The sequence below is a fragment of the Pseudomonas sp. IPO3749 genome, from assembly GCF_013386605.1.
In the GTDB taxonomy this organism is placed as follows: domain Bacteria; phylum Pseudomonadota; class Gammaproteobacteria; order Pseudomonadales; family Pseudomonadaceae; genus Aquipseudomonas; species Aquipseudomonas azotoformans_A.
The window spans coordinates 1-13,860 of record NZ_JACARN010000002.1 but is presented as its reverse complement, the minus strand read 5'-3'; the positions used below and the strand labels follow the sequence as shown (position 1 = coordinate 13,860).

The 13,860-nt window shown below is 60.3% G+C and carries 8 protein-coding genes; 5 read left to right on the top strand and 3 right to left on the bottom strand.

Translation table 11 applies throughout. The features are described 5' to 3' along the window. The first annotated feature begins 156 nt into the window (after positions 1-156). The 4 genes from HX812_RS00840 (at position 157) to HX812_RS00825 (ending at position 9,405) form a co-directional block, all read left to right on the top strand. Positions 157-1,263 carry an efflux RND transporter periplasmic adaptor subunit gene (locus HX812_RS00840; protein ID WP_177115182.1) on the top strand — a complete coding sequence of 369 codons (1,107 nt, stop codon included), beginning with the start codon at positions 157-159 and terminating at the stop codon, positions 1,261-1,263. 2 nt (positions 1,264-1,265) lie between these two features. Further along, positions 1,266-4,349 carry an efflux RND transporter permease subunit gene (locus HX812_RS00835; protein ID WP_038849466.1) on the top strand — a complete coding sequence of 1,028 codons (3,084 nt, stop codon included), beginning with the start codon at positions 1,266-1,268 and terminating at the stop codon, positions 4,347-4,349. Between the two features lie 128 nt (positions 4,350-4,477). After that, the gene (locus tag HX812_RS00830; RefSeq protein ID WP_178949108.1) at positions 4,478-9,097 is read left to right on the top strand and encodes an RNase A-like domain-containing protein; all 4,620 of its coding nucleotides are present in this window, start codon (positions 4,478-4,480) and stop codon (positions 9,095-9,097) included. Beyond that, the gene (locus HX812_RS00825) at positions 9,094-9,405 is read left to right on the top strand and encodes a contact-dependent growth inhibition system immunity protein (protein WP_038846209.1); all 312 of its coding nucleotides are present in this window, start codon (positions 9,094-9,096) and stop codon (positions 9,403-9,405) included. The genes HX812_RS00830 and HX812_RS00825 overlap by 4 nt, the downstream gene beginning before the upstream one ends. A gap of 194 nt (positions 9,406-9,599) precedes the next feature. Here HX812_RS00825 and HX812_RS00820 read toward each other — a convergent pair whose 3' ends face one another. The 3 genes from HX812_RS00820 to HX812_RS00810 form a co-directional block, all read right to left on the bottom strand. Beyond that, positions 9,600-10,829 (bottom strand): M20/M25/M40 family metallo-hydrolase, encoded by a 1,230-nt coding sequence (locus HX812_RS00820; RefSeq protein WP_028616627.1) that lies wholly within the window; start codon positions 10,827-10,829, stop codon positions 9,600-9,602. A gap of 47 nt (positions 10,830-10,876) precedes the next feature. Beyond that, on the bottom strand, positions 10,877-11,935 hold the full coding sequence (locus tag HX812_RS00815; protein ID WP_038846211.1) for a diguanylate cyclase: 1,059 nt from the start codon (positions 11,933-11,935) through the stop codon (positions 10,877-10,879). Positions 11,936-12,015: 80 nt separating this feature from the next. Further along, complete coding sequence (locus tag HX812_RS00810; RefSeq protein ID WP_038846214.1) at positions 12,016-12,648, bottom strand: LysE family translocator; 633 nt, start codon at positions 12,646-12,648, stop codon at positions 12,016-12,018. A gap of 123 nt (positions 12,649-12,771) precedes the next feature. Here HX812_RS00810 and HX812_RS00805 point away from each other — a divergent pair. After that, the coding region (locus HX812_RS00805; protein ID WP_178949107.1) for a PLP-dependent aminotransferase family protein at positions 12,772-13,860 on the top strand (1,089 nt) is incomplete at its 3' end.

The window sequence follows — 13,860 nt, the reverse complement described above, 5'->3', positions numbered from 1 at the left end:
AGGGCCACCAGTAAAAACAACAGGCGTCGCGAGGGGACCGGGACGTTTTTCATGGGGGGTATCCGGGGGGCTGGATTAATTTATATTTCGACCATAATATGCGTAAAAAATTATGTCCATAATTTTTTGCCCAATGGTTACCCCCCGGAGCCCGCCATGCACCCTCTTCCCTTGCGTCTTCTCACGCCCCTGGCCCTGTTGATCGTCCTCAACGGTTGCAACAGCAAGGCCGACACCGCCGCCGAAGTGCCTCAGCCACGCCCGGTCCTCGCCGCCAAAGTCGAAGCTGCCGGCACTCAGCAAAGCGCCTATACCGGCGTGGTTGCAGCACGTACCGAAAGCGACCTGGGTTTCCGGGTCAGCGGCAAGGTCATCGAACGCAAGGTCGACCCCGGCCAGCATGTTTCCCGTGGCGACACGCTGCTGGTGCTGGACATCGGCGACTTCGAACTGGCCCTGCGCTCGGCGAAGAACCGCGTCAACGCCGCCCAGGCGCAACTGCGCCAGCGCCGTGACGACGAAAACCGCTACCAGCGCCTGGCCAACACCGGCGCCGTGTCGCGGCAGATCTTCGACCAGTCCGCGACCAACCTGCGGGTGGCCGAGGCCGAACTGGCCTCGGCGCAATCCGACGCCAGCCAGATCGAAAACCGTCGCACCTACTCCGTGCTCAAGGCCGATGGCGACGGCATCATCACCGACGTGCGTGTGGATCGCGGCCAAGTGGTCGCCGAAGGGCAGATTGTTGCGCGCCTGGCCCATGACGGCGCCCGCGAGGCTATCGTCAACCTGCCAGAAAACCAGCGCGACCAAGCCTCACAAAAAGCCCTGGCCTTCCCCTTCGGCGCCCCGGACCAGGCGGTGACCGCCACGTTGCGCGAACTCTCTGCCAGCGCCGACCCGACCACCCGCACCTACCGCGCCCGCTACGTGCTGCACGGTGCCGTTGACCGTTTCGCCCTCGGTTCCACCATCACCGTACGCCTGCAAGGCAACGGCCAGGCCCAGCAAACCCGCGTGCCTATTGGCGCACTGCAGGACTCGGGACAAGGCACCGGCGTGTGGCTGATCGGCGCGGACGACAAAGTCAGTTTCGCCCCGGTGAACGTCGCCAGCCTCGGCCAGGAAGACGCGCTGCTCAACAGTGGTGTTGCCCCCGGCCAGATCATCGTTGCCCTCGGCGCACACCTGTTGCACAGCGGTGACGCCGTGCGCCTGCTGCCCGCGCAAGTACTGGCCCTTAACCGCAAACAGGACAACTGAGCATGCGCGGTATCAACCTCTCGGAACTGGCGGTCAAGCATCGCGCGGTCACGCTGTTCCTGATCATCGCGATCCTGGCGGCAGGGATCTTCTCGTTCGGCAAGCTGGGTCGCGCCGAAGACCCGTCTTTCACCGTCAAAGTGATGACCATCACCGCCGCCTGGCCCGGCGCCACCGCCCAGGAAATGCAGGAACAGGTGGCCGACCGCCTGGAAAAACGCTTGCAGGAATTGGACTACTACGACCGTGTCGAGACCATCGCCCAGCCGGGTTTCGTGTCGATGCGCATGACCTACAAGGAGTCCACACGCCCCAGCGAAATCCAGGACCTGTTCTACCAGACCCGCAAAAAGCTCAGTGATGAAGCCGCGAAGCTGCCCAAGGGCGTGATCGGACCATTCTTCAACGATGAATATTCCGATGTGTACTTCGCGCTGTACGCCCTGGAAGCTGAACACCTGCCCCATCGGCAACAGGTGCAGATGGCCGAAGACCTGCGCCAGGGCTTGCTCAACCTGCCGGGGGTGAAGAAGGTCAATATCCTTGGCGAGCAGGCGCAGCGGGTGTTCGTGGAGTTTTCCTACGAGCGCCTGGCAACCCTGGGCATCAAGCCGGATCAGATATTTTCTGCATTGGCCGCACAAAACGCCGTGGCGCCGTCGGGCTTCGTCGAGACCGCCGGGGCCCGCGCCTACATCCGGATCGACGGTGCGTTCGACAGCCTGTCGCTGATCGAAAACGTGCCGCTGGAAGTCAATGGCCGCGTGTTGCGCATCGCCGATGTGGCCACCGTCAGCCGTGGCTATGAAGACCCGCCCAGCTACCGCATCCGCCATCAGGGCGACCCGGCGCTGATGCTGGGCGTAATCATGGAGAAGCACTGGAACGGCCTCGAACTGGACAAGAGCCTCAAGGCCGAGGAAGCCAGGATCCAGGCCGACCTGCCGCTGGGGGTGAACTTCGCCAAGGTTTCCGACCAGGCGAAAAACATCAGCCTGGCGGTGAACGAGTTCATGTTGAAATTCTTCGTCGCCCTCGCGGTGGTGATGGTGATCAGCCTGTTGGCCCTGGGTTTCCGTGTGGGCCTGGTGGTGGCGGCAGCGGTGCCGCTGACCTTGTCGGTGGTGTTTGTGATCATGCTGCTGACCGGGCGTGAATTCGACCGCATCACCCTCGGCGCGCTGATCATTTCCCTGGGTTTGCTGGTGGATGACGCGATCATCGCCATTGAAATGATGGTGGTGAAGCTTGAGGAAGGTTTCGACCGGATCCACGCCGCCACCTTTGCCTGGAGTTCCACGGCAGCGCCGATGCTGACCGGCACGCTGGTCACCATCATCGGCTTTCTGCCGGTGGGGTTTGCCCGTTCCGGTGCCGGGGAATATGCCGGCAATATCTTCTGGATCGTCGGGTTTGCGCTGATCTCGTCCTGGCTGGTGGCCGTGGTGTTCACGCCTTACCTGGGCGTGAAACTGCTGCCGCAGATCAAGCCTGTGCCGGGCGGCCATGATGCAATCTATGCCGGGCGTTACTACCAGAAACTGCGCAGCGTGGTCGAAGCCTGCGTGCGTGGGCGCTGGCTGGTCACCGGCCTGGTAGTGGCGGCGTTTGTGCTGTGCGTGCTGGGCATGGGCGTGGTGAAGAAGCAGTTCTTCCCCAACTCCGACCGCTCCGAGTTGATTCTTGAGGTGTACATGCCGCCCGGCAGTGCCTTCAAAAGCACCGAAGCGGTGGCCGCGCAGCTGGAAAAAGCCCTGCTGCAAGAGCCGCAAACCACCCTGGTCGACACCTACGTGGGCGGCGGCGCACCGCGCTTCTTCCTGTCGCTGAACCCCGAACTGCCGGACCCGGCATTTGCCAAGCTGATCGTGCAAACCCCGGACTCCCACGCTCGCGACGCGTTGAAACTGCGCATGCGTGAACGCATTGCGGCCGGTGAGTTTCCTGCCGCGCGGGTGCGTGTGACGCAGTTGCTGTTCGGCCCGCCTGTTCCGTTCCCGGTCGTGTTCCGTGTGTCCGGCCCCAATGTGGATGTGCTGCGCGGCGTCTCCGAAGAGGTGCGCAAAGTCGTCGCCGCCAACAAGCTGACCAAGGACGCCTTCCTCGATTGGGGCGAGCGCACCAGCGGTTATCGCCTGGTGCTGGATCAAAACCGCCTGCGCCTGCTGGGTTTCACCCCCAACGAGGTCAAGTCCCAGCTCAATGCCTTGCTCAGCGGCAATCCGATCACCGAAGTGCGTGAAGGCAACCGCACCGTCTCAGTGGTCGCCCGCGCCCAGGGCAGCCAACGCGAAGACCTCGGCAACCTCAACAACATGACCCTGACCAACAGCGCCGGTACTTCAGTGCCATTGGCCCAGGTCGGGCATTTCCAGGCGGTGATGGAAGAACCGATCCTCAAGCGCCGCAACCGCGCGACCACCGTGGAAGTGCGCGCAGATATCATCGACGGCGTACAACCGCCCGACGTGGAAATGGCCGTGTACAAAGACCTGCAACCGCTGATCGCCAAGCTGCCCGCCGGTTACCAGATCGACATCGGCGGCCCGGTGGAAGAAAGCGCCAAGGCTAACGTCGCCCTGGCCGCGCTGTTCCCGATCATGATCCTGCTGACCCTCACGGTGATCATGTTCCAGGTGCGCTCGTTCGGCGTGATGTTCATGGTCTTCGCCACGGCGCCGCTGGGGTTGATTGGCGCGGTGCCGACCTTGCTGCTGTTCAACCAGCCGTTCGGCTTCAATGCGATCCTGGGCTTGATCGGGATTGGCGGGATCCTGATGCGCAACACGCTGATCTTTACCGACCAGATCCGCCAGAACCAGGAGCACGGCATGGCGATTCGAGAGGCCATCGTCGAAGCCACGGTGCGGCGTGCAAGGCCGGTGATATTGACCGCGCTGGCGGCGGCGCTGGCGTTTATTCCGCTGACGTTATCAGTGTTCTGGTCGTCCCTGGCCTATGTGCTGATTGGCGGGGTGTTGGTGGGCACGCTGTTGACGCTGTTGTTCTTGCCGGCGCTGTGCAGTCTGGTGCTGGGGCGGGAGAAGACGAGAATTGTCGAAACTTCCCACGTGACTGCCGGATAAGCGCTACTCCCCTCCCCTGAAAAGGTCCGCAAAGTCCCTCGCCTGAATAGACAGTGCGAGGGATTGCGGATGGATTTTCTTTTTAGTGCTTTGCCTTTTTGCGCGTCATCTGTGGGGAATCGGCGCCGATGACCCACCCTTCCCACATTGCCCTGATTGAATTTGAGCTGGATGGCTTCCATCAGAGCCTGGTGCTTTATCGCCAGCAGATGGACGCGTGGTATTCGCGTGCGCTGAATTCGGTGAGCCATGGGCTGGATATGCCGTCGCTGCTGGGGATGGATCGGGTGTTGCGGGTGGGGGATTCGCAGCGGGCGGTGAGTATTGCGGATACCGACTCCTCGACCGTGGCCCAGTGCGCGGTGGGCGGCGAGCTGAAGATCGAGAGCCTGTTCGAGTCGGTGTATGACGTGCCGATTGGCAACATCCCGGTGGAGGTGATCGGGCTGGATGACGGCAGTTCCACCGTGATCATGCTGGATGAACAAGGCAAAGGCTCGCACCACTGCGCGGCGGGCGGGCGCTATCAAGTGCGGGTGCAAGGGGGCGTTTCTACTGAGCAAGTGGACGCGTTGTTTGCGTCTTACGCAGGGCTGACCGGGGATCTGGAGCAGTGGCTTCGGTCTGAGTGGTCGGGTTTTAAACCGCACTGGGAGCAGTCCACCGCCAGCGCGATTGGCAGCGGCGTACTGGCGGGCAGTTGGGCGGCGATTCGCGATGTGTGGGACAGCATCAAGCTCGTACAGGCGATTCTTGATGACCCATTGAAGTATGTCGAACAGCTGGGCGCAGAAGCGGCCAAATTGGCGCAGCTCGCCACCGATGCGCCCAAAGTCATGGAACAGGCGATGTTGCTGGCCAGTGATGAGGCGGCGCTGTTCCTGATGCTGCGCACGGCAATGATCTGGCTGGACGCATTGCCGCCCGGTGAAATAGCTGAGATGGCGGCTGGGTTTGTGGTGTCGTTGCTGATTGATCTGGTGATTGGCGTGGTGTTGACCATCGCATTACCGGCGGCGGGTGTGGCGTATTTGAGCCTGCGGTTGGTCAAGTATGGGGGGCAGATTCTTGAGGCGGCGGTGGGTTTTGTCAGGGGGCTTTTGGGAATTCTGACAAAGTTCATGCAGGCCGTGGATCGCTACAAGGCGGTCGCGGTTCGCGGTGTGGTGGGTGGGTTGAAGCAAGGCAGGCTGCAGATGCGCTGGAAGGCGCGGCAGAATGCAGTGCTGAAGCAGGCGGAGCCTGTGGATGATGTGCCTGTTTCTGCTCGAAATCCGGCTGGGGATGCGGCGGCATCTTCGGACAAGACCGTCACCAACGGCTGTCCGGTGTCGATGGTCACGGGCGAGGAACTGCTGACGCTGACCGATGGGACGCTGGACGGGATCTTGCCGTTTGAGTGGACGCGGTTGTACCGCACCAGTGCGGTGGAAGTGGATGGCGGGTTGGGGTTTGGCTGGAGTCACTCGCTGGCGCATCGGCTGAGTGTGTCCGGTGATTCGGTGGTGTGGACCGATCATGAGAATCGGTCGACGACCCTGCCCTTGCCCACGGTTTCTCGGCCGGCGATTACCAACAGCCTGGCGGAAGCCGCGATCTACTTGGGGTCGTTGCCCGATGAGTTAGTCCTGTCTCAAGGGTTACGTTTCTACCACTTTCGCGACGGTGTGCTGACGGCGATCAGCGATGCGTATGACAACCGGTTGCGCATTTTCCGTAATTACCTGGGACAGATTGAGCGGCTGGATAACGGCGTCGGGCGCTCGCTGTTCTTGCGCTATGCGTCGGGCCGCATTGTGGCGGTGGACTACCAGATTGAGCGGGCCGTGGATGACGGTCCGTTTGTCTGGGTGACGGAGCAGAACGTTGTTTCCTACGGCTATGACAATTTTGGACGACTGGTTTCTGCGACCAATGCCGTAGGCGAAAGTGAGGTTTATCGGTACGACGAGCAGCACGTCATTCTTGAGCGCAGTTTGGCCGGTGGGGCGAGTTTCTTTTGGGCGTGGGAACGGCCTGGTAAGGCCGCGCGATGTGTCCGCCATTGGGCCAGTTTCTCGCAGATGGATACGCGGTATGCCTGGGACGATAACGGCCAGGTCACGGTGTTTAACGCTGATGGCAGTCAGGAAGTCTATGTGCATGACCAGCGAGCGCGGCTGGTGCGGCGGGTGGATCCTGACGGCGCTGAGCACTTCAAATCCTACGATGAGAAAGGGCGGCTGACGGTTGAGCAGGATCCGCTGGGGGCGATCACGGCGTATCAGTACGACGAAGCCGGGCGCTTGGTGGCGTTGTTTCCTGGGAATGATGAGCCGACGACCTACGAGCATGACGATGGATTCGTACGGGTTGTGCGGCGTGGTGAAACGGTTTGGAAATATGAGCGTAATGACCAGGGCGACGTTACGCGTAGGACCGATCCTGACGGCAACTTCACGGACTACAGCTACAACAAATATGGGCAACTGACGCAGGTTTGGCTGCCGGATCACAGCTGTCATCGGCTGGTCTGGAATGAGCGCGGGCAGTTGCTTGAAGAGCAGCTGCCGAATGGCGGAATCAAGCGTTATCGCTATGACAATCGCGGACGAAAAATCAGCCAGGAAGATGAGCACGGCGCGCTCACGCAATTTGAGTGGAACCACGTAGGACGATTAGTCCAAATCGTCTTGCCGAGCGGTGATACGCGTAAATATACCTACAACGCTTACGGAAAAATCACTTCCGAACGGGATGAGCTCGGCCACGTCACCCGCTACGAATACGCCGACGGCCTGCACCTGATCAGCCGTCGCATCAATGCTGATGGCACTCAGGTCAAATACCGTTACGACAATGTCAGGTTGTTGCTCACCGAGATCGAAAACGAAGTCGGAGAAACCTACCGGCTCCAGTATCACGCCAATGGCCTGATCCAACAGGAAACCGGGTTTGATGGGCAGCGCACGGCTTACATCTACGACCTCAACGGCAACCTTCAGGAAAAGACCGAACACGGCGATGACGGTAGTCAACTGGTTACACGTTATGAGCGCGACCATGCCGGACGCCTCGTAAGAAAAACCCTGCCCGACGGCAACCTGATCGATTACACCTACGACCGTCAGGGCAATCTCTTAAGCGTCGAAGATGGCCACTGGGCGTTGGCCTACGAGTACGACAGCCAAAACCGTCTCACCGCCGAACACCAGGGCTGGGGCTCGCTGCGCTATGGCTACGACGCCTGCGGTCAGCTTCAAAACCTACGTCTGCCGGACAACAACCGGGTGGTGTTCAACCACGACAAAGGCGGCCATCTCGCCACCGTAGAACTGAACGGTGAAACCCTTACCTCCCACCTGTTCAAAGCCGGCCAGGAACACCAACGCCAACAAGGCCAACTGATCAGTCACTACCACTACGACGACCAGCAACGCCTGCACGCCCACGCCGTCACCCAACAGCAACATACCCTTTACCAACGCCACTACGACTACGACAAATCCGGCAACCTCATCCGCCTGCACGACACCCGCAAAGGCGAGCACTACTACCACTACGACCCGCTCAGCCGCCTCACCCGCGCCGACCACTCCCAAGGCGAGCAAGAGCACTTCGCACACGATCCGGCTGGCAACCTGCTCATGCAAGACCGCCCCGGCCCCGACATCGTGGCGGGCAACCGGCTGATGATCCAAGGCGACCACCACTACGACTACGACGCCTTCGGCAACCTCATTCGCGAACGGCGTGGCAAAGGCCATCAACTCGTCACCAAATACCGCTATGACTGCCAGCACCGGCTGATCGGGATTAAAAAGCCCAACGGCCAGACTGCCAGCTATCGCTACGATCCGTTTGGGCGGCGCATCAGCAAGACCGTGGATGGCGTAACTACCGAGTTCTTCTGGCAAGGCGACAGACTCATCGCCGAACACCAGACGGAGTGCCACCGCAGCTATCTCTACGAGCCTGACAGCTTCCGGCCATTGGCGCTGCTGGAAGGCTTTGGTCCAAAGGAAACCAAACCCTACCACTACCAACTCGACCACCTCGGCACCCCACAGGAACTCACCGATACCAACGGCGAAATCGTCTGGTCTGCGCACTACCGTTCTTATGGCGAAATCAGCCGTCTCGACATCAACAAAATCGACAACCCGCTACGTTTTCAGGGCCAATACTTCGACCCAGAAAGCGGGCTGCACTACAACCGTCATCGCTACTACAATCCGGATATTGGTCGCTATCTGACACCGGACCCGGTGAAGCTGGCGGGTGGGATCAATGCTTACCAATACGTGTCCAATCCAACAGGTTGGGTGGACCCGCTGGGTTTGAGTTGTAAAAAAACCAACTGCCCTGAAGGCCCCTATAGCGTAATAGTTCCAGGAGGAGGATTAGCTGCACACGAGAAAGCAGGTGGGCATCTAATGAAAAAACACATCGGTAGAAGCGACAAACAATTATTGGACCGTTTGAAGCAAGAACCACACATCCCAGCCGCCTCTACTTTTTACGACCGAGCAACAGCAGAGCAAGAAGTATCGACAGTGCTGGATAAAAACAAAGCAAAAATCGACAAGTTTCTGAAAGGAACAAAAAATCAAACCGTCATTACTCAAAAAACCGAATATCCTGTTGGCACGAGCTTTAAAAGGAACAGCACAACAGCGGTTTCGGGAAAGGAAATTCAACTGATAATCCGCAGAGACCATAACATGCATACTGGCTACCGAATTCATACTGGATTTCCAAACCCATGAATCAAGACTACCCCGAACTACAGCAGTTTTTTGCTGGTTACTTCAATCAAGACTGGGTTGATGACCATGAAAAAGCGGATGATGTTATTGAGTTCTTCATCTCCGAATCATCTGAAGATACGCTATTGGAAGTGCAAGCCGAACTAGACAAGCTAATTAGCAGCGGAAAGACAGAGCAAGAGCTTGAAGATTACTTATTCAGCGATATCGGTTGCTACTATTATTATCGCAGCGAATGGCCCGACGGAATAACGTGGTTGAGGCATGTTGTATCAATCCTAAAAACGGCCCCCTCAAATAAAAATTGAAGACCTATAAACGACGCCCAAGGACGCGGCATCCTCCCTTGTGGTGAGCGAGCTTGCTCGCGCTGGGCCGCGCAGCGGCCCCACTCCAGGCAATGGGGTTTACAGGTAAATCGACATCGCCTGTTTTAGGGCTGCTGCGCAGCCCAGCGCAGGGCAAGCCTGCTCACTACAAAAGGATATCAATCAGCGGAAAATCACCGCTTCGACAACTCCATAATCATCCGACTAAGCAAATAAACCCGCGGCACCACACTCTCCACCTCCGCATATTCCTCCGGCGTATGAATATTCCCGCCAACAATCCCAAACCCATCCAACGTCGGCGTGCCCACCCCAGCCGACAGACTCGCATCCGCCGCCCCGCCGCTGCCTTCAATGGTCAGCGTCTTACCCAACTCCGCATAAATCCCCTGGGCAATCGCGACCAACTTGTCCGACTCCGGCGTCTGCGGCATCGGTGGCAACCCACGCTGCAAGCTGGTCTTCACTTCGGTCTCCGGGATGAGCTTGTTCGCTGAGACTCGCGCCAGGTCTTTCTCGATGCGATCAAACTCTTCCGGCAATGCCGCACGCACGTCGGCCTTCGCAGTGGCCTGGTCAGGAATGACGTTGGTACGATCCCCCGCCTTGATCACTGTAAAGTTGATGGTGGTTTTCTTCTCTTCATCCCCCAGCTTGCCCAGTTGCAGGATCTGGTGCGCGGCCTCCATGGCGGCATTACGGCCAAGTTCCGGGGCCACGCCGGCGTGAGCGGCTTTGCCTTTGACTTCGACCACGGCGGTGGCGCTGCCTTTGCGCCACACCACCAGGCCGTCGGCGGGGCGGCCGGGTTCGAGGTTGAGGGTCACGTCGTGGCCCTTGGCGGTTTTGCGGATAAGGTCGGAGGCGGCGTCGGAGCCGGTTTCCTCGCTGGCGTCGAGCAGGAAGGTGATCTGCGCGTAGTCCTTGAAGCCCTGGTCCTTGAGGACTTTAAGCGCGTAGATGCCAGCGACGATACCGCCTTTGTCGTCCATCACGCCGGGGCCGTAGGCGCGACCGTCCTTGATGTGGAAGGGACGCTCAGCGGCCGAGCCTTCCTTGAACACCGTGTCCATGTGGGCCATCAACAGGATCTTGGCTTTGCCGGTGCCCTTGAGGGTGGCGACCACGTGACTGTTGTTGGCCGCTTTGTCCGGCACCAGTTCAATGGAAAAACCGAGCTGTTTAAGCTCATCAACCGCAATGTCGCGCACTTGGGTCAGGCCCGGTTCATAACCTGAACCCGAGTCGATATTCACCAGGCGCTCCAGCAGTTTCAGGGCTTCGGCCTTGTACTGTTCAGACTGCGCCTGGATCTGTTTATGGGGTTCGGCGCTGTAGGCCGGCAGGGCGAAGGACAAGGCCAGGGTGGCGGCCAGGAGGGTGCGGGGGAAAGTGAAGAGCATGAACCGATCCTTGTTGTTGTTGAAAGGTGCCGCCACACCCTACCCCACTAGATCGATCGCAACCAACTCCCCTGTACCGAACTGACGCGGTTGCGCCCGCTGCTCTTGGCTTCGTACAGCGCCTGGTCGGCGTCGTTCAGCCACTGCGTGGAGTCGGCATGGGTCGGTTGATACGGCGCCAGGCCGATGCTCAAGCTGGCGCGCAAGGTCGGGTCCTGGGCGTAGGCCAGGGCGTTGAAACGGTCACGCAGGGCGTCCATCACTTCGGTGGCGCGGTTGAGCGGCATGTCCGGCAGGATCACACAGAATTCGTCGCCACCGTAACGCCCGGCCAGGTCGGTGGCGCGCAGGTTCTGGCGCAGCACTTTGCTGAGCTGGCGCAGGACGATATCACCGGTGACATGACCGTAGGTGTCGTTGATGGTCTTGAAGTGGTCGATGTCGATCAACGCGATGGCGGCACCCGCTGGACCTCGGCGGCAGCGTTGGAATTCGATTTCCAGGTGGTCCTTCCAGGCGCCGTGGTTGAGCAGGCCGGACAGGCTGTCGGTGCGACTCAGGGCGAGCAATTCGCGCTTGTGTCGCGCCAGGGTCACCGCCTGCCGGTAGCAGATCCAGCCCAGCGCCAGCGGGTACAGCATCAGGATCGGCAGGCAAGCGTAGAGCTGTGCCTGAGAGGTGACGGCGATGAATGCCGGGGCAAAGATCAGCAACGCAGTGCCAATACCCAGCGCCTGCGCCACCCAGCCCGCCAGCATGAAGCGCGGACCGCCGATGGCCACGTTGTTCATGGTCATCATCGATAAGGTGGTCACGCTGGGCAGCGGGTTGAAGTGCATGGCACCGACCCAGAACCCACCGCAAAAGGAATCGAACAACAGGTTGCGCCGCTCGCTGCGCAGTGCGTTGTTGCTGCGCAGCGTCAACTGAAAAGCCATATGCGGCCAGGCAAAGGCGTTGATCACCATCCAGGCCCACACCCACCAAGCGGGGGCCAGGGGATACATCCCGAACACCACACACACAAAACCGAGCGTCAGCCCGAGGGTACGGGATTTGTACAGCCGTGAAGCGAGCGGAAGTCCGGTGCCTTCTGCAGCTGACATGGTGGGGTGAGATCCTGGAGGAATGCCTGGAGTCTATCAGGGCAACGGCAGATCGCCACTACCGCTCATAAGCTCAACACTCAGTGGGCAAAGCCCCGCGCCAGCATCAAGGCAACGCCCACCAGCAACAGGGCCGTGATGCGCTGCAACCACACACGGCGCTTGGGGTTTTCCAGCACGTGCTTGATGCGCTGGCCGAAATAGCAATACAGGCAGCCGCTGGCGAATTGCAGCAACAGGAACGTCAGCCCGAGGATGGCAATGTCCACCGTCGAACGGCTCTCCCCGGTCCCGGCGAACTGGGGGAACACCGCGCTGAACATGATGAGGGTCTTGGGGTTGGAAAACCCGGTCAGCAAACCCTTGCCGAACAGGTTGCGCGCCGCTTCAACATGGCCGATCCGTTCAATCACCACGCCGCTGCTGGTCCACTGTTTGTAGGCAAGGTGCAGGATGTACGCCACGCCGACCACCTGGATACCCTGGGTGATCACCGGGTAGCCCCTGATCAACTCGGAAAAACCCACGGCAAAAATCAGGATCGAGATCAGGTACGCCACACTGGCGCCGATCTGCGCCGGGATTGAACGGCGCAGCCCGTCACGCACCCCCAGGCTTAATAGCAGCAGGGTCATGGGGCCAGGGCTGAAGGTCATGGTGGCGCAAAACAGCAGGAAATACAGGAACGAGGAAAGGGTTAACGCGCTTGTCATGGCCGGGGACCTGGGGGATGGAGCCCGCAGTCTAGGCAGTTGGCATTGCGCAAGGCAGGTAAAGTGAGGCCTAATCCGCCCTGACTTTACCGGTAAAATCACCAGCAAAGATAAGGAAGTCGCGTGTTCGTATCGGCCATCGCCTTTGTAGAAGGTGCGCCCAAGGTGCAACAGATTGTCGAGGCGTTCAGCCAGGCCATCGAAAACGGCGAATGGGCGCCCGGCAGCAAATTGCCCTCGGTGCGCGCACTGACCGAGACCCTGGGCGTGAGCAAGTTCACCCTCAATGAGGCCCTTGACCGCCTGCGCGGGCGCAACCTGCTCACGTCCAGTCAAGGCCGTGGCTATTTCGTGGCGATAGACCACCCAAGGCCGACAACTTCGAACTGGGTTGATCTGCTGCCTCAGGACCTGCTCAGCGTATTGCGCCGCCCTCTCGCCACCGTCTACGGCGACCTGCGCCCCGGCGGCGGCCACCTGCCGGAAACCTGGCTGGACAGTGAAGCCCTGCGCCAAACCTTGCGCAGCGTGGTGCGTGCGCCGTCACTGCGCATCGCCAGCCTGGGCACACCGGCCGGGTTACTGCCGTTGCGCCAGGCCCTGCAGCAGAAGCTGCACGGCGAGGGCCTGTCGGTGTCGGTGGAACAGATCATCACCACCCCCAACACCGTGCAAGGCCTGGACATGTTGATGCGCCTGCTGGCACGTCCCGGCGACACGGTGCTGCTCGATGCACCGTGTTATTTCAACTTCCACGCCAACCTGGCACTGCACGGGGTCAAGGTGGTGACGATCCCACGGCGTCCCGACGGTTTTGACTTCACGGCCCTCGAACACCTGCTGGCCGAGCATCGCCCCAGCCTGTACCTGACCACCAGCGTGTTGCACAACCCCACCGGCCACTCGTTCAGCCCCGGCCAGGCGTTCCGCCTGCTGCAACTGACCCAGCAGTACCACTGCCATATCATCGAGGACGACCTCTACGGCGACCTCCACCCCAACCCGCCGCCGCGCCTGGCCGCCCTCGCCGGCCTGGACCAGGTCACCTACCTGTCGGGCTTTTCCAAGATCCTCAGCGCCAACGCCCGCGTCAGCTTCGTGGTGGCCGCACCGCAACTGGCGGCCAACCTCACCAACATGAAGCTGATGAGCGGCGGCGTGACCTCCGAACTGTTCGAGCAGATCGTGTACCGCATGCTCAGCGAAGGCAGC